Genomic DNA, 23,796 nt, shown 5'->3' with positions numbered 1-23,796 from the left:
AATAGGTATAATAAGATTAGCAATTCAGTTAAGGAGGAATTTTGAATGAGTGATCGTCAAGCAGCGTTAGATATGGCGTTAAAACAAATAGAGAAGCAATTCGGTAAAGGTTCAATTATGAAATTAGGAGAACAAGCGGAGCGTAGAGTTTCTACGGTTTCTAGTGGTTCTTTAGCACTTGATGTGGCACTAGGAGTAGGCGGATATCCACGTGGCCGTATTATCGAAATTTACGGACCTGAAAGTTCAGGTAAAACGACAGTTTCATTACATGCAATTGCAGAAGTACAACGTCAAGGTGGACAAGCAGCATTCATTGATGCGGAGCACGCAATGGATCCTGTATATGCACAAAAATTAGGCGTTAACATAGATGAATTACTATTATCACAGCCTGATACAGGGGAGCAAGGATTGGAAATCGCGGAAGCACTTGTACGAAGTGGTGCGGTTGACATTATCGTAATTGACTCTGTAGCAGCTCTTGTACCGAAAGCAGAGATTGAAGGCGATATGGGTGACTCACACGTAGGTTTACAAGCACGTTTAATGTCACAAGCACTTCGTAAGCTTTCAGGAGCAATCAACAAATCAAAAACAATTGCAATCTTTATTAACCAAATTCGTGAAAAAGTTGGGGTTATGTTCGGAAACCCAGAAACAACTCCAGGTGGTCGTGCGTTGAAATTCTATTCAACTGTTCGTCTTGAAGTGCGTCGTGCGGAGCAATTAAAGCAAGGTAACGACATTGTTGGTAATAAAACAAAAGTAAAAGTAGTGAAAAATAAAGTAGCACCACCATTCCGTGTTGCGGAAGTTGATATTATGTACGGAGAAGGTATTTCAAGAGAAGGTGAAATCTTGGATATGGCTTCTGAGCTTGATATTGTTCAAAAGAGCGGTGCCTGGTATTCTTATAATGAAGAACGCCTAGGACAAGGTCGTGAAAATTCGAAGCAGTTCTTAAAAGAAAATACAGATTTAAGAGAAGAAATTGCCTTCTTTATTCGTGAGCATCACGGAATTAGTGAAGATTCTGGTGCTGAGGGCGCAGAAGATTCAACTCTTCTTGATTAAAAAAATAAAAGACACGGTCTCGTGTCTTTTATTTTTTTATCTACTATTAAGGAGCGTAATACTATAGATAAAAATATTTTTTGACTTCAAATGGGTTGTGTAAAGAAGGATATTTAAATATTTTAAGTAAAGAAATGGGAATTACTAAGGTTTTCCAGTATAATAGGCTCCTTACTTTTTAAATTTAGGTCACATTCAAGGCTGAAGGTAAAGAAAGTAAAAGTAGACAACGCTTGACAATGAAAATTACGATAGATACAATGAGAATGTATATTTTTTCTTATATACGATATACTCTTCTCAAGAAGAGAAGTAATATTCGGAGTAAGGTTTAAATCTTACCGAAATAATAATATGACATTTTAATTGTGAAATGAAGAAAGTCCCTTAAAAAAAGCGGGACGACGGTCTTTGCTGTATGTTGTAATTCAATGTACATGCCGACAGTCTTTTTTCATTCATAGCAAGGGGAGGTGAAATCATGAGTAGTACAGTTTGGATACTCATCTCCATTTTGCTTGCAACAACAGTCGGTGCAGTTGTTGGCTTTTTTGTTCGAAAGTCTATTGCTGAAGCGAAGATTAATGGTGCGGCTAATGAAGCGAAACGTATTCTAGACGAAGCGAATCGTGAGGCTGAAGCACTTAAGAAAGAAGCGCTTTTAGAAGCAAAGGATGAAATTCATACACTTCGTACAGAAGCTGAATTAGAAATTCGTGACCGTAGAAGCGAATTACAAAAACAAGAAAATCGTTTAATGCAAAAAGAAGAGAACCTTGATCGTAAAGACGAAACGCTCGATAAACGCGAGCAGCAGTTAGAGAAGAAAGAGGATTCTCTTGTAGCGAGACAACAACAGATTGAAGAGTTGGAAAGCAAAGTGGGAGAGTTAGTTCAAAAGCAACAAACGGAATTAGAGCGCATTTCCAATCTGACACGCGAACAAGCGAAAGCAATTATTCTTGGTAAAGTAGAAAATGAAGTTTCTCATGAAATCGCTGTTATGGTAAAAGAAAGTGAAGTTCGCGCGAAAGAAGAAGCGGATAAGAAAGCAAAAGAGATTTTATCTCTTGCAATGCAAAGATGTGCAGCTGATCATGTTGCTGAAACAACCGTTTCGGTTGTAAATCTTCCAAATGACGAAATGAAGGGACGTATTATCGGGCGTGAAGGTCGTAATATTCGTACGTTAGAAACGTTAACGGGTATTGACTTAATTATCGATGATACACCAGAGGCGGTAATCCTTTCTGGATTCGACCCAATTCGTCGTGAAACAGCTCGTATCGCTCTTGATAAACTAGTACAGGACGGACGTATTCACCCAGCGCGTATTGAAGAGATGGTCGAAAAATCAAGACGTGAAGTGGACGAGTATATTCGCGAAGTAGGAGAGCAAACAACGTTTGAAGTGGGTGTTCATGGATTACATCCAGATTTAATTAAAATTTTAGGTCGTTTAAAATACCGTACAAGTTATGGTCAAAACGTCTTAAAACACTCTATGGAAGTTGCATATTTAACTGGACTTATGGCGGCAGAGCTTGGCGAGGATGAAAAACTAGCAAGACGTGCAGGTCTATTACATGATATCGGAAAAGCGATTGACCATGAAGTAGAAGGAAGCCACGTTGAAATTGGTGTTGAACTTGCAACGAAATATAAAGAGCATCCTGTAGTTATAAACAGTATCGCATCTCACCATGGTGACACAGAACCAACTTCTATCATTGCAGTTTTAGTTGCAGCAGCAGATGCTTTATCAGCTGCAAGACCGGGAGCTCGTAGTGAAACACTTGAAAACTATATTCGTCGTCTTGAAAAGTTAGAAGAGATTTCAGAGTCTTATGAAGGCGTTGAAAAATCATTTGCAATTCAAGCAGGACGTGAAGTTCGTATTTTGGTAAAACCAGATACAATCGATGACTTAGAAGCTCATCGTTTAGCTCGTGATATCCGAAAACGTATTGAAAATGAACTGGATTACCCAGGACATATTAAAGTAACTGTTATTCGTGAAACACGTGCAGTGGAATACGCAAAATAAAGTGGTGAAACACCACTTTATTTTTTTGTGTTGGAATTGGATAAAATAAAGACAGTTAGTTATATAGCATAAAAGTGAAGCAAACTTATAATAAAGATATTATAAGGAATTTACTTGATGCTATAGCAATAAAAAATGCAGTACATAGAAAGGGTAAGACATATGAGAATATTATTTGTTGGGGATGTAGTAGGATCTCCTGGTAGAGGTATGATTCAACAATACGTACCGGCATTAAAGAAAAAATATACACCTACAGTAACAATCATTAATGGAGAAAATGCAGCAGGTGGCCGTGGGATTACAGAAAAAATATATCGAAACTTTTTAGAGTGTGGGGCGCAGGCAGTTACACTTGGAAACCACGCTTGGGATAATCGTGAAGTATTTGAATTCATCGATGATGCAAAATATCTTGCAAGACCAGCTAACTTCCCAGAAGGAACTCCAGGAAAAGGACTTATCTTTGTGAACTGTAATGGAACAGAAGTTGCAGTTATTAATTTACAAGGACGTACTTTCCTTCCTCCAATTGATTGTCCATTCCGTAAAGTGGATGAATTAATTAATATTGCGAAAAAACGTACGAATATTATATTTGTTGATTTCCATGCGGAGACTACAAGTGAAAAACAAGCGCTAGGTTGGTATGTAGATGGACGTGCTACAGCAGTAGTAGGTACGCATACGCATGTCCCTACAGCGGATAACCGTATTTTACCAAGCGGAACGGCATACATTACAGATGTTGGGATGACAGGGCCGTATGACGGAATATTAGGTATGGACAGAGAAGCAGTATTGAAGAAGTTTTTAACAAACTTACCAGTACGATTTGAAGTAACAAATGGCAGAACGCAATTAAGTGCAGTGTTAATTGATGTGGATCCAAATACAGGAAAAGCAAAGAGAATTGAACGTATTTTAATTAATGACGATCAACCATTTTTTGAGTAAATTTCCGTCAAATTTTAGATAAGTTATTATATTTTAATTTTTTAGAAAAATTACGAAAATTTAGCAGGAATACGCGCCATTCCTCGTGAATATAAGTTAAAGTGAAATAATTGCTAATACTTTTTAAAGAAACGAGGAGGAAACGCGGAATGGAAATATTAAAAGTTAAAGCAACGTCGGTCCCTAATTCTGTAGCTGGTGCACTTGCAGGTGTTATTCGCGAACGCGGAACAGCAGAAATTCAAGCTATTGGTGCTGGTGCATTGAACCAAGCTGTAAAGGCAGTAGCAATCGCAAGAGGATTTGTAGCGCCTAGTGGTTTGGACCTGATTTGTATCCCAGCGTTTACAGATATTATGATTGATGGCGAAGAGCGTACAGCAATAAAATTAATTGTAGAACCTCGTTAAGTTTAAACAACCTGTTTGCAGTATGCAAACAGGTTGTTTTTATAATGGAGGAATGAAAATGAAAATTTTTGATGCTCATTGTGACGTGCTTCTTCAGTTATGGAGTGCACAAGGGAAAAGGAATTTTAAAGATGATTCACAATTACATATTACATTTGAACAGTTAAAGAGAAGAAAAGGAAGTATACAATGTTTTGCTATATATGTACCAGAAACAGTGGCATATGAAAACCGATTTGAAGTAGCATTACAAATGGTAGATATTTTTTATAATGAAATTTTATCCCTACAAGGTGTGAAGTTTATTCAGACAAAAGATGATATTAACATATTAAAACAGGACGAGATTGGAGCGATATTAACAATAGAAGGATGCGAAACAATTGGAAAAGATGCAATGAAATTACGGTTGTTGTATCGCCTAGGAGTACGTTCTTTTGGACTAACATGGAATTATGCCAATCTCTTAGCTGATGGTGCGCTAGAGACACGTGGGGCGGGTTTAACGACTTTTGGTAAACATGTTGTACAAGAACTGAATACGTTACATGTATGGACTGATGTGTCTCATTTGAATGAAAGAAGTTTTTGGGATGTTATAGAGATTGCAAAAAATCCTATTGCTTCCCACTCAAATTGTATGAAACTTTGCGAGCACCCACGTAATTTAAACGATGAACAACTTAAAGCTCTTATAAAGCGAAATGGCATGATTGGTGTCACTTTTGTACCGCAGTTTCTAACAAATGAAAAACAAGCGAATGTAGCAGATATAATAAAACATATCGAATATATTTGCTTGCTAGGTGGAGAAAACAATATAGGGTTTGGTTCAGATTTTGATGGGATTGTAGATACAGTTGTAAATGTATCAGCGTATCGAGATTATGAAAATGTAATGAATGAGCTTTGTAAACACTATGCTGCATCTACTGTAGAACGATTTTTATATGATAATTTTGTAGAACATATGAGTTTTTAAATTCTGATTTAAAATTCAGAAAAATTAAAATTAATTCATTTGATTTTATTGCTTTTTTTAAGACCTAATACTAGAATGAAAAACAAAATAGCTTTATACTAAAGATTCAGGGAAATCAGAAGAGGCATAATTTGCGTCCGTTGTAGTTTATTTGCATAAAAAATGCTAAACTATTACTGTAAAAAAATACACTACAATGAATGCAGCCAAAAGGGGTGTAGGAGATGATTAGTCAACTTTCATGGAAAGTTGGAGGCCAACAAGGTGAAGGAATTGAAAGTACAGGAGAAATCTTCTGTATTGCATTAAACCGATTAGGATATTACCTATACGGTTACCGCCACTTCTCATCACGTATAAAAGGCGGCCATACAAATAATAAAATTCGTGTAAGTACAACAGAAGTACGAGCGATCTCAGATGATTTAGATATTTTAATTGCTTTTGACCAAGAAACAATCGATTTTAATTTCCACGAACTACGTCCAGGTGGAATTGTAGTTGCGGATGCGAAATTTAATCCAACAATACCTGACAATACAGATGTAAATCTATATGTGATACCGTTTACAGATATTGCTTCAGAATTAGGCACATCATTAATGAAAAACATGGTTGCTGTTGGAGCATCAAGTGCAGTATTAGGATTAGATGAAACAGCTTATTTAGATGTTGTTGAAGAAATCTTTGGTCGTAAAGGAGAGCAAGTCGTTCAAAAGAATATGGACGCAATTAAACGCGGCTCTCAATATATGAAAGAATTACTAGGTGAGAAAGTAAACATGATGCAGCTTGAAAAAGCTGATGGTAAAAAACGCATGTTTATGATTGGAAACGATGCAATCGCATTTGGTGCGGTAGCTGGTGGTGCTCGTTTTATGTCAGCATACCCAATCACACCTGCATCAGAAATTATGGAATACTTAATTAAAAAATTACCGAAAGTCGGCGGAACAGTAATCCAAACTGAGGATGAAATCGCAGCTTGTACAATGGCAATCGGTGCAAACTATGCTGGTGTTCGTACATTAACGGCATCTGCTGGTCCAGGTCTTTCATTAATGATGGAAGCAATCGGTTTAGCAGGTATTACAGAAACCCCATTAGTAATTGTTGATACACAACGTGGCGGCCCAAGTACAGGATTACCAACGAAACAAGAACAGTCTGACTTAATGGCGATGATTTACGGTACGCATGGTGAAATTCCAAAAATCGTAATGGCGCCAAGTACAGTTGAAGAAGCTTTCTATGACATTGTAGAAGCATTTAACTTATCTGAAGAATATCAAGTTCCTGTTATTTTCTTAACAGATTTACAGCTTTCGTTAGGAAAACAAACAGTAGAACCACTTAAATTAGATAAAGTAGAAATTCGTCGTGGTAAGCTTGATTTAGAAGCAGAATTACCAGAACGTGAAAATAAAGCATACTTCAAGCGTTATGAAGTAACAGAAGACGGCGTTTCACCTCGTGTTTTACCTGGTATGAAAAATGGTGTTCACCATGTTACAGGTGTAGAACATGATGAAACTGGAAAACCATCGGAATCAGCAATAAACCGTAAAGATCAAATGGACAAACGTTTCCGTAAAATGGAGAACTTGAAGTTTAATACCCCTGTTTATAAAAATGTTAAGCATGAAGAAGCAGACGTATTGCTTGTTGGATTTAACTCAACTCGTGGTGCGATCGAAGAGGCAATGACGCGTTTAGAACAAGAGGGTATGAAAGTAAACCATGCTCATGTGCGTTTAATTCACCCGTTCCCAACAGCTGAAATCGATCCACTTGTGAAAAAGGCGAAGCGTGTTGTAGTAGTAGAAAACAATGCAACAGGTCAGCTTGCTAACATTATGAAAATGAATCTTGGTAATGGTGAGAAAATTTCTAGTCTTTTAAAATATGATGGAAACCCATTCTTGCCGAAAGAGATTTACAACGAATGCAAAAAAGGGGTTGTATTAAATGGCAACATTTAAGGACTTTCGTAACAGTGTAAAGCCAAACTGGTGCCCAGGTTGCGGAGACTTCTCAGTGCAAGCTGCAATTCAACGTGCGGCAGCTAACGTTGGCCTAAATCCAGATGAACTTGCTGTTATTTCTGGTATCGGCTGTTCAGGCCGTATTTCAGGTTATATTAATTCATATGGTGTGCATAGTATTCATGGTCGTGCCCTTCCAATTGCACAAGGTGTGAAGATGGCAAATCGTGATTTAACAGTTATCGCTTCAGGTGGTGACGGTGATGGATTTGCGATTGGTATGGGTCATACAATCCATTCTATTCGTCGTAATATCGACATTACGTACATCGTAATGGATAACCAAATTTATGGATTAACAAAAGGGCAAACTTCACCACGTAGTGAAGCTGGATTTAAAACGAAAAGCACACCACAAGGTTCAATTGAACCATCACTAAATGTAATGGAAATGGCCTTGACAGCTGGTGCGACATTTGTGGCGCAAAGCTTTTCGAGTGATTTAAAAGAATTAACACAAATTATTGAGGCTGGTATTAACCATAAAGGATTTTCATTAATTAACGTATTTAGCCCATGTGTTACTTACAATAAAGTAAATACTTACGATTGGTTTAAAGAGAACTTAACGAAACTAAGCACAGTAGAGGGATATGATCCATCTAATCGCATGATGGCTATGCAAACTTTAATGGAAAATAACGGTTTAGTAACAGGGTTAATTTATCAAAATACTAAGCAACCATCATATCAAGAACTTGTTAAAGGCTATAGTGAAGAGCCTTTAGTGAAATCTGATTTAAATATGGATCAGAAAATGTTTGATGAGCTTGTTGCTGAATTTATGTAATGTAAGAAGAGGAGGTTGCCGATTTGGCAACCTTTTTTTATATACAAAAATATAGGGTAGTCTTATTTACTTGGAAAATTCAGAATGATAAAATAATATATAAATCGTTGTATGAAAATGGCAAGTTCATTGCTTATGAAATGTAAGATAATAAAGGGCCTCTTTATTGTTAAAATTGGCGAAACACGTCGTACTATGGTAATGTTTATAGGGATAAAGCAATATGCTTTTGGGTAGGACAACAAGAAATGATAAAAAGGGAATGTCTATTTGCGTGGGGAAGACTTCATTCTTATGAATGATTAGATTGATTACTCAAGTTTCAAAGGACAAGTTATCTCTCAAGCTATCTAACCATTTTTGAGGTGAGTCTAAGCGCATTAAAATGGACTATAGAGTGTGTATAGTTAAGGGTGAAAGGAGATTACCGATGAACGAGCAACAACGATTAGCAAGTCAACAAGCAAATTCCTCTACGAAAAAAGAAGAGAAAGATTATAGTAAATACTTTGAAAGTGTATATCAACCACCTTCCTTAAAGGATGCGAAAAAGCGTGGGAAAGAAGAAGTTAAAATTGAACGGGATTTTGGCTTACCTGAAGAGTTTCGCAATTTTGGTACAGGAAGAAAGTTCTATATTCGTACATATGGTTGTCAAATGAATGAGCATGATACGGAAGTAATGGCAGGTATTTTCACAGCACTTGGATATGAACCAACTTTTTCAACTGAGGATGCAGATGTAGTTTTATTAAACACTTGTGCAATTCGTGAAAATGCTGAAAATAAGGTGTTTGGTGAGCTAGGCCATTTAAAGTCACTCAAACGAAGAAATCCAGACCTTTTAATTGGTGTATGTGGTTGTATGTCTCAAGAGGAATCTGTTGTAAATAAAATTATGCAAAAAAATCAGCATGTAGATATGGTATTTGGAACGCATAATATTCATAGATTACCGTATATTCTAAAAGATGCGATGTTCTCGAAAGAGACGGTAGTTGAAGTATGGTCAAAAGAAGGTGACGTAATTGAAAACCTTCCGAAAGTACGTCGTGGTGATATTAAAGCGTGGGTAAATATTATGTATGGCTGTGATAAATTCTGTACGTATTGTATTGTACCGTATACACGCGGAAAAGAGCGAAGTAGACGTCCAGAAGATATTATCCAAGAGATTCGTCATTTAGCTGCAAATGGTTATAAAGAAATTACTTTACTTGGACAAAACGTAAATGCATATGGTAAAGACTTTGAAGATATAGAATACGGTCTTGGCGATTTAATGGACGAACTTCGTAAAGTTGATATTGCCCGTATTCGTTTTACAACGAGCCATCCACGTGATTTCGATGATCACTTAATTGAAGTGCTTGGAAAAGGTGGCAACCTAGTAGAACATATCCATTTACCAGTTCAATCTGGAAGTACAGATATGCTGAAAATTATGGCACGTAAATATTCGCGTGAGCATTATTTAGAACTTGTAAGAAAAATTAAAGAAGCAATTCCAGATGTAGTATTAACAACAGATATTATCGTTGGTTTTCCAAATGAAACAGATGAGCAATTTGAAGAAACGATGTCGTTATATCGTGAAGTAGGGTTTGATACTGCCTTTACATTTATTTATTCTCCTCGCGAAGGTACACCAGCTGCAAAAATGAAAGATAATGTACCGATGGAAGTAAAGAAAGAACGTCTTCAGCGCTTAAATACACTAGTAAATACGTTGGCAATTGAAAAGAATAGTCGTTACAAAGGTCAAATTGTAGAAGTGTTAGTTGATGGGGAAAGTAAAAATAATCCGGAAGTACTTGCAGGTTATACTCGTACGAATAAACTTGTAAACTTCGTCGCTTCAAAATCTTTAATTGGTCAGCTTGTGAAAGTGAAAATAACGGAAGCAAAAACTTGGTCTCTTAACGGGGAATTAGTTGAAGAGCCGATTGAGGTGAAATAATAGATGAAAGTATATTCGAAAGATGACATTGTTGAACAAGCGAAAGAATTAGCAAAAATGATTTCTGAAACAGAAGAAGTTGATTTTTTTAAGAAAGCAGAGGCGCAAATTCATAAAAATGAAAATGTAAAGCGCGCAATCGATGAAATTAAAGCACTGCAAAAACAAGCAGTAAACTTGCAACATTACGGGAAATGGGAAGCTTTAAAAAAGGTAGAAGCTGAAATTGATGCATTGCAAGATAAGTTAGACAGTATTCCAGTCGTACAACAATTTAAATCTTCACAAACATACGTAAATGACTTATTACAGTTAGTTGCTAGTACAATTTCTAACAACGTAACAGATGAAATATTAATTTCAACTGGTGGCGATGTACTAAAGGGTGAAACTGGCGCAGCGGTAGAAAGTAAAAAAGGAAATTGTGGTTGTTAAAGAGATGTCATATTGACATCTCTTTTTTTTTGTGGATTAAACGTAAGTTCTTCTCAAAAAAAGAATGACACATTCCGCTATTGTCACGCATATGATTAAGTGAATAGTGATTGAGGAGGGTTACGAATGTCCGAATTTAGAGAGATTATTACAAAAGCAGTGGTTGGAAAAGGACGTAAGTATACAAAGTCAACGCATACATGTGAATCGAATAATGAGCCAACAAGTATTTTAGGGTGCTGGGTAATTAACCACTCGTACGAAGCAAGAAAGAATGGAAAACATGTGGAAATTGAAGGTTTCTATGATGTGAACACTTGGTATTCATTTGATGGAAATACAAAGACTGAAGTTGTAACAGAACGTGTGAACTACACGGACGAAGTAAGTATTGGTTATCGTGATAAAAACTTTTCTGGTGACGATTTAGAAATTATTGCTCGTGTTATTCAGCCGCCAAATTGTTTAGAAGCACTTGTATCACCAAATGGTAATAAAATTGTTGTAACTGTAGAACGTGAATTTGTAACAGAAGTAGTTGGAGAAACGAAAATTTGTGTAAGTGTAAATCCTGAAGGCTGCGTAGAATCAGATGATGATTTCCAAATTGCTGATGATGAATTTGAAGAATTAGATCCGAACTTTATAGTTGATGCAGAAGAAGAGTAATAGAAAGCTAGGGAGAAGTTCTTCCTAGCTTTTTACTTTACATAAGTGGGGCTGAATGAACATGATTCTTTATGAAATATGTTATAATGAAGAAAGACTCCTGAAATAGGAGATAAGAGTGTCCGTGAAATGCGACATATATGAAAATAGATTATCATGTAAGAATTATGGAGGAAAAGTATGACTCAATATACGCCTATGATACAGCAATATTTAAAGGTTAAGGCAGATTATCAAGATGCCTTTTTATTTTTTCGCTTAGGCGATTTTTATGAAATGTTCTTTGAGGATGCTGTAAAAGCAGCTCATGAACTTGAAATTACATTAACGAGCCGAGATGGCGGTAGTAGTGAACGTATACCAATGTGCGGTGTACCGTATCATGCGGCTAAAAACTATATTGAACAACTTGTTGAAAAAGGATATAAAGTAGCTGTTTGTGAGCAAGTAGAAGATCCGAAAACAGCTAAAGGTGTAGTACGTCGTGAAGTAGTACAATTAATTACGCCAGGAACGATGATGGAAGGGCGTACAATTGATGAGAAAGAAAATAACTTCTTAGCCGCATTAACACATTTTGAAGATGGATCATATGCATTAGCTTGTAACGACTTAACGACTGGACAAAATACAGTAACGTTATTGACTGGTTCAGTAGAAGATATTTTATTAGAAGTGTATGCAACTGGTTCGAAAGAAATTGTTGTTGATTCTTCATTTTCTAAAGATGAACTAAACAAGTTAACTGAAACATTGAAAATGACGATTTCGTATGAAGATGCAACGGCAATTCCGGAAGGATTAGAACATCTTGTGAAAAATGTTTCACAAGCAAAATTAATTAAAGCAGTTGGACGTTTATTTAACTATGTAATAAGAACGCAAAAACGTTCTTTAGATCATTTGCAACCAGTAGAAATTTATTATACGAATCAATTTATGAAAATTGATGTACATTCAAAGCGAAATTTAGAACTGACAGAAACACTTCGAACGAAAGAAAAAACAGGATCACTATTATGGTTATTGGACAAGACGAAAACAGCTATGGGTGGTCGTATGTTAAAACAGTGGATGGAACGTCCACTTATACAGAAAGAAAGAATTGAAGAGCGTTTAGAAATGGTTGAAACGTTTGTAAATGATTACTTCTTACGTGAAGATTTAAAGGAAAAGTTAAAAGAAGTATATGATTTAGAACGCTTAGCAGGAAAAGTTGCATTTGGTAACGTAAATGCAAGAGACTTATTACAATTAAGACGTTCATTGCTTCAAGTACCAGCTATTTTAGAAGCAATTAGTTTGTTAGATAACGCTTATGCATCGAGATTAATTCAAGGTGCAGATCCATGTGAAAGCTTAACAGAATTACTAGGAAGAAGTATTCAAGAAAACCCACCGCTTTCGATTAAAGATGGAGATATTATTAAAGATGGTTATAATGACAAGCTTGATCAATATCGTTACGTTAGTAAAAACGGGAAAACGTGGATTGCTGAGCTTGAAAAAAGAGAACGTGATATTACCGGAATTAAATCGTTAAAAATCGGATACAACCGTATTTTCGGTTACTACATTGAAGTAACGAAAGCGAATCTTGCAGCACTTCCAGAAGGTCGCTATGAGCGTAAACAGACGCTTGCTAATGCTGAACGTTTCATTACAGATGAACTGAAAGAAAAAGAAACGTTAATCTTAGAAGCTGAAGAAAAAATTGTACAGCTAGAATACGATTTATTTACAGCACTTCGTGAAGAAGTAAAAGTATTTATTCCGAAATTACAACATTTAGCGAAAGTAATTAGTGAATTAGACGTACTGCAAAGTTTTGCGACAGTTAGTGAAGAAGAACAGTTTGTAAAACCTGTACTGACAACGAAGCGCGAAATCTTTATTAAAGATGGTCGTCATCCTGTTGTTGAAAAAGTATTGAACGGGAAATTGTATGTACCGAATGATTGTATTATGCCAGAGAATATGGATGTCTTTTTAATTACAGGGCCGAACATGTCTGGTAAAAGTACGTATATGAGACAATTAGCACTTGTAACGGTTATGTCGCAAATCGGTTGTTTCGTACCAGCAACAGAAGCAGTATTACCTGTATTTGACCAAATCTTTACGAGAATTGGTGCAGCGGATGATTTAATTTCAGGTCAAAGTACATTTATGGTCGAAATGTTAGAAGCGAAAAATGCAATTGCAAACGCATCAGAAAGAAGTTTAATTTTATTCGATGAAATTGGACGCGGTACATCTACGTATGATGGTATGGCACTTGCACAAGCGATTATTGAACATATTCATGACCAAATTGGTGCAAAAACGTTATTCTCTACGCATTATCACGAATTGACGGTGTTAGAAGAGAGTTTAAATCAACTGAAAAATGTACACGTTTCAGCAATTGAAGAGAATGGAAAAGTAGTATTCCTTCATAAAATTCAAGATGGAGCAGCTGATAAAAGTTACGGAATTCACGTTGCGCAACTTGCGGAGCTTCCAGATAGCCTAATCGCTCGTGCGAAAGAAGTGTTAGCACAGCTAGAAGGACAGGAAGAAATTATTATTCCAAAACGAGTAGAAGTGAAAGTACAAGAAGCTACTCCAGAACCTGTAGTTGTAAAAGAAGAAATAGCAGAAATACAGGAAACGAAAGTAGAGACTGAAGAAGAATCGCAACTATCTTTCTTTGGAGGAGAACAGTCTTCGAAGAAACAAGAAAAGCCTCTGCTAGATCAAAAAGAAACAGCAGTACTGGCGCAAATTAAAAAAATCGATTTACTTGATATGACACCTTTAGAAGCGATGAACGAATTGTATCGCTTACAGAAAAAGTTAAAGAAAGGATGAGTAAGTAGATGGGGAAAATTCGCAAACTCGATGACCAACTCTCTAACTTAATTGCGGCAGGGGAAGTAGTAGAGCGCCCTGCTTCAGTCGTAAAAGAACTTGTGGAAAATTCTATCGATGCGAATAGTACATCTATTGAAATCCACTTAGAAGAAGCTGGGTTATCGAAAATTCGTATCATTGATAATGGTGATGGTATTGCAGAAGAAGACTGTATCGTCGCTTTTGAACGCCATGCAACGAGTAAAATTAAAGATGAAAACGATCTGTTCCGCATAAGAACACTCGGTTTCCGCGGTGAGGCATTGCCAAGTATTGCCTCAGTTAGTGAATTGGAATTAATTACTAGCACAGGTGATGCGCCTGGTACACACCTTATTATTAAAGGTGGAGACATTATAAAGCAAGAGAAGACTGCGAGCCGAAAAGGAACAGATATTACAGTACAAAATTTATTCTTTAATACACCAGCACGTCTTAAATATATGAAAACCATTCATACAGAGCTCGGAAATATTACAGATATCGTGTATCGTATTGCAATGTCACATCCAGAAGTATCGTTAAAACTATTTCATAATGAAAAGAAATTGCTTCATACGTCAGGTAACGGTGATGTAAGACAAGTACTTGCATCGATTTACAGTATTCAAGTTGCGAAGAAGCTTGTTCCAATTGAAGCTGAATCTTTAGACTTTACAATTAAAGGTTATGTAACATTACCAGAAGTAACGAGAGCATCTCGTAATTATATGTCAACGATTGTAAATGGTCGTTACGTTCGAAACTTTGTATTAATGAAAGCAATTCAGCAAGGATACCATACATTACTGCCAGTTGGCCGGTATCCAATTGGTTTCTTATCGATTGAAATGGATCCAATGCTAGTTGACGTTAACGTACATCCAGCGAAATTAGAAGTTCGTTTTAGTAAAGAACAAGAATTGCTAAAGCTGATCGAAGAAACATTGCAAGCTGCATTTAAAAAAATACAGCTTATTCCAGATGCAGGTGTAACAACGAAGAAAAAAGAAAAAGACGAAAGTGTGCAAGAACAGTTCCAGTTTGAGCATGCGAAGCCGAAAGAACCATCTATGCCGGACATCGTTTTACCGACTGGCATGGATGCAAAACAAGAAGAACCGCAGGCTGTGAAACAGCCTGCGCAGCTTTGGCAACCACCGAAGCAAGAATGGCAACCACCACAGTCGCTCGTGAGAGAAGAACAAAGTTGGCAACCATCCACTAAACCGATAATCGAAGAGCCAATTCAAGAAGAGAAATCGTGGGACAGTAATGAAGAGGACTTTGAACTAGAGGAATTAGAAGAAGAAGTTCGGGAAATAAAAGAGATTGAGATGAACGGGAATGACTTACCACCGCTTTATCCAATTGGACAAATGCATGGAACATATATTTTCGCTCAAAATGATAAAGGATTATATATGATTGACCAGCATGCCGCGCAGGAACGTATTAATTATGAATACTTCCGTGATAAAGTAGGAAGAGTAGCGCAAGAAGTACAAGAGTTACTTGTACCGTACCGTATTGATCTATCTCTTACTGAATTTTTACGTGTCGAAGAGCAGTTAGAAGAACTAAAAAAAGTCGGGCTATTTTTAGAACAATTCGGCCATCAATCCTTTATCGTCCGCTCGCATCCAACATGGTTCCCGAAAGGACAAGAAACAGAAATCATCGATGAAATGATGGAGCAAGTTGTTAAACTAAAAAAAGTTGATATTAAAAAGTTACGTGAAGAAGCAGCCATCATGATGAGCTGTAAAGCATCTATTAAAGCGAATCAATATTTAACGAACGATCAAATATTTGCTTTACTGGAAGAACTACGTACAACAACAAACCCGTACACATGCCCGCACGGAAGACCAATTCTTGTGCATCATTCTACTTATGAGTTGGAGAAGATGTTTAAGAGGGTTATGTAGAGTGAATAGATTACATTTCAAAAGGGAGCAACATTTACTGTTGCTCCCTTTTAATATGTAGATTTAATTGTAAACGAGAATATGGTGGAGTAATTTTGTAGTGTATTTCTTGGTTGCGTTAACTTAAATTTATCTATGTATAAAAAAGCGCTGTATACAGCACTTTTTAAAAGGTGCATGAATTGTATCATTACTAACTAAATAACTATGCATGGCCAAATGTTGCTTCTTATTTAGCCAATTGTCATAAGGATCTATACAATTACTTATTTTTATTATTATTAATTTTTTCAGTGTATAGAACTTGCTCTTTATAGTGCTTCTTAATTGGGAAGTTATGTGTACCTGTGCCGTTCTTGAATTTTTTGTCAATGGGGTTCTTTAGAGGAACTGTTGTAGTTTCAGTAAATTCATATGGGTAATTTATTTTAGATTTATCTTCAAACATGAAAATGCCTCCTTTTAGGATCTCCTAAATTCTTTACTATAACATGATATGCATATAGATATTTTTTGGACTAGTTATTTATATAGGTTAATGGAATTTAATTACATAACTAATGAAACATTTTAAAGGAAAACAATTTGAGAAAGAAATGGTATGATAGATGTTGGCTCCTATTGTTATTTTTTTGTTTAACAGCACAGTGAATTGTGCATATAAATTCATTATAGATTGTTTTTATAATATGGTTTATATGGGGTTTTCCTGATAATATAATGTGGAATATTATAGTGTTATTAGGTTATTAGGAACATCTAATGCTGTTTCATAACTGAAAGGGAATTGAAAAAAAACTGAAACTTTTCTCATAAAAATTCAATCTAACTTGAAAAATGAAAGGAAAATGAAATTTTCCAAAAGATATTCTTTGTTAAGATAAAAAGCATACATACAAAAAGCATTGACATATCTTAAAAATTTATTTTCAAGATATAGTGGGGGAAAAGATGAGATTAGAAAAACAATTAATAAAAAAGATGTATTATGAAACGTTCCTAATGGAGAATGAAACAAAACCAACTCTTGACGTACTTGGACAAGCTTATGTAAACGAAGAAAAAAATGAGATTTCTGATGGGTCTTATATTCGTTTTGCACAAGGTGAATTTTATTATCGTCATCAAGATTTTGAAGCAGCTATTTTTAAATGGGAGAAGGTTAGTAATGAATTAGCACCATGGGCACAAAAAAATATTGCGGATGCTTATTTCGAACTTAATCAATTACCATATGCTGAAAATATTTATACTTCCATTACTACTGATAATAAAATATTGATGACCGAAATTAGATTACAATTACTTTCTCTTTACATTGAGCAAAATAATTTTGATTCAGCTTTCGGTGTTATTAAAGAAGCAGTTTCTTTAAATCCTGATTATCCGAACGTCACAAAAATTGCCCGTTCCTTTTATGAGGAACAGCAAGATTTTGATAGTGCAGTAGAGCTTGCTGTGAATGAGTTAATTCGAATAGAGTCGTATCCGTGGTTTGAGGTGTTAAAAGGATATATCGATAAAGGGTTTACTAAACATATTTCACCAGACTATTTTTATGATGCATTAGCTACATTAAATAATGTAGATCAAGTACAATTTACACAAATGGTTTCAGCACTTTGGAACAGTTATAAAGATGAACCAAATTATTTATTATGGCTTAATACAATAAATGAATTTTTCTTACATATTGAAATACATTCGTCCGATATATGGAACAAAGTTTCTGCTCTTTACGAAGAAACGTACTTTACATTAATTCAAGGTCAATATACGCTTAGACAATTAGACGATATCATACCAAATCTGTTAGCAAACTGGTTAAAGGTAGTCAATCCATCTTATGCTGTATTTCCATCTGCAGCTGTATTGGCATGGGATGAGATTTTCCCTTCCAAAATAGATTCAGCAAATATAGAACATGCGGAAAACTTACTGTCACATTCTATTAATCATGTAAATGGCTTAGAGTACAGCTTACACCTTTTTGAATCTATTACACAGTGGGCACAAAAGCAGAATATAGAAATAGGTCACCGATTTAAATGGTTAGTTGACGAGCTCGCAGATTTAAGAACAAATCGTATTTTAGTAACGGGAACTTCAGGGAACGGAAAAACTACATTTATTAACTCTATATTAGGAGAAAATATATTAGAAAAATCAATTTCAAATGTAGTAGTTTTAAAAAATGATGCTCATATAGAAATAAACGCTATAACAGACTCAGCAATTACAACAACGGAAGATGTCTCTGATTACCATAATATGATGTCTCAGCACCATCAAACATATAGAGATAGAGCGTGTGTTGAATTTAAATTACCATGCAGATTTTTAAATGAAAATAAACTTACATTTGTAGTGACACCTGGCTTTAATAGAAATAACGACACTAGAGATGAAATATTCGAATATTTAAATTCTGTAGACGAATTACTATTCGTATTGAATGCGGATTCACCTTTTACTGATAAAGAACGTGATATTTTATTAAGTATTCAAGAACATACGCCAAATTTACAAATTCATTTTTTATTAAATAAAATCGATAACATTTACAGTGAAGCAGAAGTGAAAAGGGTATTACATGATACGGCAACGAGAATAAACACATATTTCCCGTATGCGAGAATTTTCCCTTATTCCTCGTTATATACAAGTAGTCAACAATTAAATGGTTTAACTGAGTTTATTCATTTTAACTTTAATCATAAAAATATCGATGCAGAACGTACTGAAAAGTTATTATTTTTCATTCGAAAAACAATTACATATCTTTTGGATAAACGTGTTGAGAAAGAAAATAACCTGGTGGATGCTATTAATTGGAATGAAGATATGCTAGTGAAACTAAACGGTAGCATTAATAACCTTACTGCATTTGAAAGGGAAAAAATTCATTTCATTACACAATCATATCGTTCAATGAAGACTGAAATTACAAATGATCTTACCGAAAATATTCCGAAGATATTAAAGAGCTGTTCTAATTTAATTAGTGAAGAAAGTGATTTCGGGCACATGGATACGGAACTAAATAAAGCAATGAATGAAAGAGTGCATAAATATTTAGAACAAACTGTATTACCTAATCTTGCTCTTTCTATGCAAAATTGGATTGCAACTTCTAATAATGAGCTTCTTCAAAGTCAAACGTATTTAGAAGAACTTAGTGAAGGGCTTAATTCACTATTTGGAGAAAATAAAATACAGTTAGAATGTGACTTTAAAGTGCTTGATGACTGGCGCAGAGATACTGACAGGATGACGACTAGAATACAAATGGATGAAGTAAATATTTTACGTCGATTTACGCCAGCACAATTTTTACTAAAAAGTGCCGGTAAATTATTTGGAGTTCTTCCTAAAAATAAATCTATGCTATATAACAAATATAAACAGTATGTAGAAAATGAAGATTATACTGAAGTAACGGCTTCTATTATGAAGAAATTTTTCTTGCAATTTGAGCTGTTTGAAAACACACAAGAGAGGGATATTCATATATTCTTTAGGAATCCATTTAACTCCTTAAAGCAAGCTGTAGAAAATACGCAATTAGAAATACAAGAAAAACAAGAGATGTTACATAAAATGAAATCAAATCCTGAAGTTTATCATGATTCTATCATGCTCTTTGAATTGAGATTGCGTCAATGTGAAGTAATTTTAAATATAGGTGATGATAATACCTATACAGATGTAGCTTTAGAAACAAGTGTAGAATAAAAGTAAAAGGGAGCAACTGTAATAAGTTGCTCCTTTTTCATATAGATTATTTTTCTGTTTCTTTAATTTTAGTTTGTACTTCGCCAGTTTTAATTTTATTGCTTTCTGAGAAACGTAATAAATCGCCTTCAATAATTTTGTCAGACATTCGTAATTCATTTTGTGCACGTTTAATGAGGGCTTGAGCTTCTTTTTTTGGTAAATCTACAATTTCACCTGTTATACGGTCGTAGAAAGTGTTGTTTTTGTATGCATACTTATCTGTAACGAAGCTACCATCACGTAAAACAACAAAGCCAGTATATTCATCTGAAAACATATCATGGCCAAAACGGATATCATTCGTAGAATCAACACCTAATAAATTTAGAATCGTAGGTTTCATATCGATTTGTCCCGTAGGCTTTGAAATAGTTTGACCTTCTGTTTGTCCAGGAATATGAATATATAAAGGTGTACGTTGTAAATTTAAAGTATCAAATTCTGTTATTTGATCTTTTTCTAAAAACTGTGCCATTGCACGATTATGTTTTTCGGAAATTCCATAATGATCACCGTATAACACAATAATAGAATTATCGTAAAGCCCCTCGGCCTTTAGACGTTCAATAAATTTTTTAATGGATTCGTCTAAGTAACGTGCTGTTACGATGTAACGATCAAATACGCCATTACCAGAGTTGTATGGTTCAATGAATTTTGTATCTTCATCATACGTAAATGGATAATGGTTTGTTAAAGTAAGGAAACGAGCATAGAATGGTTGATTAACAGTTTTTAATATATCTACTGATTGATCAAAGTATTCGATATCTTTTAATCCCCAATTTAAATTTGTTTCTGGTGTAATTTTGTAATCAAGCTCATTATAGTAACGATCATAACCAAGAGCAGAGTACATGATATTACGATTCCAAAATGTTGCGTTATTCGCATGGAATACAGAAGTGAAATAACCTTGCTGACGTAAAATTTCTGGAGTTGCAGTATAATCATTGTTACCGTGTGTGAAGAATACAGCTCCTCGATTTAATGGATACAACGACGTATCGATTAGAAATTCTGAATCGGATGTTTTCCCTTGACCAGTTTGATGGAAAAAGTTATCAAAGTAATAACTTTCATTTATGAATTCATTTAGGAATGGTGTAACTTCTTGCCCGTTCACTGATGCGCCTATTAAGAAGGTCTGCAAGGATTCAAGAGTGACGACAATTACGTTTTTTCCTTTCGCTGCACCAAACATATTAGGGTTTGGCTCGCTTTGATTTGCTTTTACGTAGTTTTCAGTTTCTTGTAATTTACTACTATCAGCAAGTGCTTTTTGTGACCCAGCTTTTACTTGCAGTGTTAAGTCATATACTTGGTGAGTATATAAGCCTAAATTTTTGACAAGCATGACTCGGTCGAATGATCTTGTTAATAATTCAGGGCGCTCTTTTTCTGCAAGATGTAGATTCGCAAAGAATACACCAATCGTTAAAAGAAAGTATAACAAGCGCGTAGAATGAGTTACACGTTCTGTTTTAAAGACCAATGATTTCTTTTTTAATAAAATAAAGAAGAAAACAATGTCTACGAATGCGAGTATAATTTTGTAGTTTAATATTTCTATAATACTGCCGCCTAATTGGCCAAAGTTTGAGGTTTGTCCAAGTACTGGTAATGTAACGAAATCACTATAAAAATCATAGAACATTACATTTCCAACAAGCACGATTGTTAATAAGAAATTAATACAGAGCGCTATATAATTTCGCTTTTCACCAGTTGCAAATAATGCTAATCCAACAAATGCTAATGATGCGGCTAGAGGGCTAATAAACAAAATGAGCTCTTGCGTTGAAGACTCGATTTTTAAATCAAAACTGAATCGCGTAATAAGATATGTTTTTAACCATACTGCTAAAGCCATTATTATAACAAAACTTATATTTTGCATTTGTAAATTTATTTTGTTCTTCATTTTTACACCTTCTTTATATAATTTATTTAACTAAAGTTATATATTATGTTTTTATAACTATTAGACTGTAATGAACCATTTAGACTTTGTTTTCTAAAGGGAATAATTTGAAGTATTCATATATATACAATGGGGATTTTTAAAGCGTAGTAGCATAAATATAACTCTTTTTTGAGAAACAGGCAGAAAAAGTCATAGTTGTAGTGAAATTGACTTATAGACATCCTACCATATTAAACACTATGATGATGTTACAAAATATCGAACAAATAAAAGTGAAAATGGATAGAGACTTTTAAAACTGTTGACATTCAATTTATTAGAATTGAATGCCAATCGTTTTAAATATACAGTTATATTACATATGTATTTTGTAAAATCCCGATTTTTTGTCGGTTAATCATTAGCAGGGAAGGATAGGGGTCTTATTAATATACTTTTACTATATATAAGTAAAGTGTTTTGAAATTGAAAATATTTGACTGATATTTTAATGATAGAAATTAAATGTCAGATAAGTACTTTCCAACATACAGACCACTTGCAGCTGCTTGAGATAATGAATGCGTAACGCCTGAACAATCTCCAATTAAAAATAGCCCATGTATACTAGTTTCAAAATGATTATTAATTTTTATCGTAGGAGCATAGAACTTTCCATCAATTCCATATAGTAAAGTATGTTGATCGATAGGCTCCTGTATAAATTGTTCTAAGCGTAATAAAAATTCTTTTAGCCCTTCAATATATGATTGAGGAATTTCTTGATTCAAATCTCCATAATCCCCCTGTAGTGTAGGCTGTATACGATTATGCTCCATGCTGTTTTCCACCGTAGGTTGTTTCTTTAGTAAGTCCTCTAAGCGCTGTATAACAATCCGATCTCGTCCTTGGTTAATGCCTTCAATAATTGAACTTGCGTATGCATTTGCTTCTTTGAGAGTTGGAAAATAGCGAGGAATAAATAAAGTGAAATTTAAGTTAGAAGTGCCAGTTCCTTGTTCCCGAAAATTTTGACCGTCAGGCATAACTAAACCTTCTTCGTACTTTCGAATGATGCGGCCTTGTGGATTCATACAGTAAGTAGTTGCTGTGAAATGCTCACCTTGATAAGAAAGTTTTGTTTCAAAAGTATCTTTTAATATAGAACGTAATTGATGTTCTTTCATTTCTACTCTAATTCCTAAATCTACACGTGTTTGCTCCTGAGAAATATTTAGGGAACTGCATATTTCTTTTAACCAATCGGCCCCAGAGCGCCCAGTTGCAAATACAAGTTGCTTAGTTTGAACTGTTCCTTGATTTGTCTCTATTGTAAAATGATCTTCCTGTTTCAGAATATGTTGTACATCTATATGAAATTGGATCTTTATTTTCGTCAGTAAAAATTCATAGAGCTGCTGAAAAATGTTACTGGAAAGTGTAGTACCAAGATGTCTTACTTCTGTTGTTAGCATTTGTAAACCACACGCTTCAGCTCTCTTAGTGAGACTTGAATTTTCAGTAGAATATTTTGAAACCGAACTTCCACCAAACTGACATAGAATTTCATCTACTTCAGCCATGAGTTGTATAAAACCCTCTTTACCGACTTTTTTCTCAAGTTCTCCGCCAAATCCGTTTGTATAATTAAATTTCCCTTCAGATTTTCCTAAACCACCAAACCCGAAATATTTATCACATGTAGTACAATTACACACTTTTCCTTCGTCTAAAGGACAATGGCGATCTTCTAGCGCTTTACCTTTATCAAGAATTAAAACTTTTTTGTTACTTTTAGCTAGTGAATAAGCCATAAAAATGCTACTTACTCCAGCGCCGATAATTGTAACATCATACATATTCTTCCACCTGCTAACGAATAGTTTGTTTTTTATTTTTCTAGTGTATAACAATTTTATGAAGTTAAGAAATAGCT

General features: G+C 34.9%; 16 protein-coding genes. 13 read left to right on the top strand and 3 right to left on the bottom strand.

What is annotated here, in order from left to right; genetic code table 11:
* Positions 1-45: 45 nt before the first annotated feature.
* The 12 genes from recA (at position 46) to mutL (ending at position 16,177) form a co-directional block, all read left to right on the top strand.
* The gene (recA, locus tag ACXKY9_RS18300; RefSeq protein WP_001283860.1) at positions 46-1,077 is read left to right on the top strand and encodes a recombinase RecA; all 1,032 of its coding nucleotides are present in this window, start codon (positions 46-48) and stop codon (positions 1,075-1,077) included.
* Between the two features lie 481 nt (positions 1,078-1,558).
* Positions 1,559-3,124 (top strand): ribonuclease Y, encoded by a 1,566-nt coding sequence (gene rny, locus ACXKY9_RS18295; RefSeq protein ID WP_000099769.1) that lies wholly within the window; start codon positions 1,559-1,561, stop codon positions 3,122-3,124.
* A gap of 162 nt (positions 3,125-3,286) precedes the next feature.
* On the top strand, positions 3,287-4,081 hold the full coding sequence (locus ACXKY9_RS18290) for a TIGR00282 family metallophosphoesterase (RefSeq protein ID WP_001221096.1): 795 nt from the start codon (positions 3,287-3,289) through the stop codon (positions 4,079-4,081).
* 149 nt (positions 4,082-4,230) lie between these two features.
* Positions 4,231-4,491 (top strand): stage V sporulation protein SpoVS, encoded by a 261-nt coding sequence (gene spoVS, locus ACXKY9_RS18285; protein WP_000404341.1) that lies wholly within the window; start codon positions 4,231-4,233, stop codon positions 4,489-4,491.
* A 58-nt stretch (positions 4,492-4,549) separates the two neighbouring features.
* Positions 4,550-5,473 carry a dipeptidase gene (locus ACXKY9_RS18280; RefSeq protein ID WP_000688044.1) on the top strand — a complete coding sequence of 308 codons (924 nt, stop codon included), beginning with the start codon at positions 4,550-4,552 and terminating at the stop codon, positions 5,471-5,473.
* A gap of 224 nt (positions 5,474-5,697) precedes the next feature.
* Complete coding sequence (locus tag ACXKY9_RS18275; protein WP_000625417.1) at positions 5,698-7,455, top strand: 2-oxoacid:acceptor oxidoreductase subunit alpha; 1,758 nt, start codon at positions 5,698-5,700, stop codon at positions 7,453-7,455.
* Positions 7,442-8,308, top strand: coding sequence for a 2-oxoacid:ferredoxin oxidoreductase subunit beta (locus ACXKY9_RS18270; RefSeq protein WP_000190155.1), 867 nt, complete (start codon positions 7,442-7,444; stop codon positions 8,306-8,308). Before ACXKY9_RS18275 ends, ACXKY9_RS18270 begins: the two co-directional genes overlap by 14 nt.
* Before the next feature lie 430 nt (positions 8,309-8,738).
* Positions 8,739-10,268, top strand: coding sequence for a tRNA (N6-isopentenyl adenosine(37)-C2)-methylthiotransferase MiaB (miaB, locus tag ACXKY9_RS18265; RefSeq protein ID WP_001005388.1), 1,530 nt, complete (start codon positions 8,739-8,741; stop codon positions 10,266-10,268).
* Positions 10,269-10,271: 3 nt separating this feature from the next.
* On the top strand, positions 10,272-10,703 hold the full coding sequence (locus tag ACXKY9_RS18260) for a YlbF/YmcA family competence regulator (protein WP_000870461.1): 432 nt from the start codon (positions 10,272-10,274) through the stop codon (positions 10,701-10,703).
* Positions 10,704-10,829: 126 nt separating this feature from the next.
* On the top strand, positions 10,830-11,372 hold the full coding sequence (gene cotE / locus ACXKY9_RS18255) for an outer spore coat protein CotE (protein WP_001288799.1): 543 nt from the start codon (positions 10,830-10,832) through the stop codon (positions 11,370-11,372).
* Positions 11,373-11,552: 180 nt separating this feature from the next.
* On the top strand, positions 11,553-14,225 hold the full coding sequence (gene mutS / locus ACXKY9_RS18250; protein WP_000196029.1) for a DNA mismatch repair protein MutS: 2,673 nt from the start codon (positions 11,553-11,555) through the stop codon (positions 14,223-14,225).
* 8 nt (positions 14,226-14,233) lie between these two features.
* Complete coding sequence (gene mutL / locus ACXKY9_RS18245) at positions 14,234-16,177, top strand: DNA mismatch repair endonuclease MutL (RefSeq protein WP_000516463.1); 1,944 nt, start codon at positions 14,234-14,236, stop codon at positions 16,175-16,177.
* Positions 16,178-16,439: 262 nt separating this feature from the next.
* Here mutL and ACXKY9_RS18240 read toward each other — a convergent pair whose 3' ends face one another.
* The gene (locus ACXKY9_RS18240; protein ID WP_000461138.1) at positions 16,440-16,625 is read right to left on the bottom strand and encodes a hypothetical protein; all 186 of its coding nucleotides are present in this window, start codon (positions 16,623-16,625) and stop codon (positions 16,440-16,442) included.
* A 503-nt stretch (positions 16,626-17,128) separates the two neighbouring features.
* Between ACXKY9_RS18240 and ACXKY9_RS18235 the strand changes: the two genes are divergently transcribed.
* Positions 17,129-19,912: a dynamin family protein gene (locus ACXKY9_RS18235; protein WP_001235302.1), complete on the top strand. Its 2,784-nt coding sequence runs from the start codon at positions 17,129-17,131 to the stop codon at positions 19,910-19,912.
* 46 nt (positions 19,913-19,958) lie between these two features.
* Here the strand turns inward: ACXKY9_RS18235 and ACXKY9_RS18230 are convergent, their stop codons facing one another.
* Together ACXKY9_RS18230 and ACXKY9_RS18225 are read right to left on the bottom strand one after the other, a co-directional pair.
* A complete protein-coding gene (locus ACXKY9_RS18230; RefSeq protein WP_000791028.1) occupies positions 19,959-21,878 on the bottom strand; it encodes an LTA synthase family protein in 1,920 nt (639 codons plus the stop codon).
* Positions 21,879-22,381: 503 nt separating this feature from the next.
* Complete coding sequence (locus ACXKY9_RS18225) at positions 22,382-23,719, bottom strand: NAD(P)/FAD-dependent oxidoreductase (RefSeq protein ID WP_000272401.1); 1,338 nt, start codon at positions 23,717-23,719, stop codon at positions 22,382-22,384.
* Between the last annotated feature and the right edge of the window lie 77 nt (positions 23,720-23,796).

The sequence above is a fragment of the Bacillus sp. 2175 genome, assembly GCF_057812155.1.
Note: the sequence above shows the minus strand (reverse complement) of the source record. Positions and strands in the feature narration are given on the sequence as shown.

Coding starts and splice junctions, on each gene's coding strand:
- recA (WP_001283860.1), top strand. CDS start 46: ATGAGTGATCGTCAAGCAGCGTTAGATATGGCGTTAAAACAAATAGAG.
- rny (WP_000099769.1), top strand. CDS start 1,559: ATGAGTAGTACAGTTTGGATACTCATCTCCATTTTGCTTGCAACAACA.
- ACXKY9_RS18290 (WP_001221096.1), top strand. CDS start 3,287: ATGAGAATATTATTTGTTGGGGATGTAGTAGGATCTCCTGGTAGAGGT.
- spoVS (WP_000404341.1), top strand. CDS start 4,231: ATGGAAATATTAAAAGTTAAAGCAACGTCGGTCCCTAATTCTGTAGCT.
- ACXKY9_RS18280 (WP_000688044.1), top strand. CDS start 4,550: ATGAAAATTTTTGATGCTCATTGTGACGTGCTTCTTCAGTTATGGAGT.
- ACXKY9_RS18275 (WP_000625417.1), top strand. CDS start 5,698: ATGATTAGTCAACTTTCATGGAAAGTTGGAGGCCAACAAGGTGAAGGA.
- ACXKY9_RS18270 (WP_000190155.1), top strand. CDS start 7,442: ATGGCAACATTTAAGGACTTTCGTAACAGTGTAAAGCCAAACTGGTGC.
- miaB (WP_001005388.1), top strand. CDS start 8,739: ATGAACGAGCAACAACGATTAGCAAGTCAACAAGCAAATTCCTCTACG.
- ACXKY9_RS18260 (WP_000870461.1), top strand. CDS start 10,272: ATGAAAGTATATTCGAAAGATGACATTGTTGAACAAGCGAAAGAATTA.
- cotE (WP_001288799.1), top strand. CDS start 10,830: ATGTCCGAATTTAGAGAGATTATTACAAAAGCAGTGGTTGGAAAAGGA.
- mutS (WP_000196029.1), top strand. CDS start 11,553: ATGACTCAATATACGCCTATGATACAGCAATATTTAAAGGTTAAGGCA.
- mutL (WP_000516463.1), top strand. CDS start 14,234: ATGGGGAAAATTCGCAAACTCGATGACCAACTCTCTAACTTAATTGCG.
- ACXKY9_RS18240 (WP_000461138.1), bottom strand. CDS start 16,625: ATGTTTGAAGATAAATCTAAAATAAATTACCCATATGAATTTACTGAA.
- ACXKY9_RS18235 (WP_001235302.1), top strand. CDS start 17,129: ATGAGATTAGAAAAACAATTAATAAAAAAGATGTATTATGAAACGTTC.
- ACXKY9_RS18230 (WP_000791028.1), bottom strand. CDS start 21,878: ATGAAGAACAAAATAAATTTACAAATGCAAAATATAAGTTTTGTTATA.
- ACXKY9_RS18225 (WP_000272401.1), bottom strand. CDS start 23,719: ATGTATGATGTTACAATTATCGGCGCTGGAGTAAGTAGCATTTTTATG.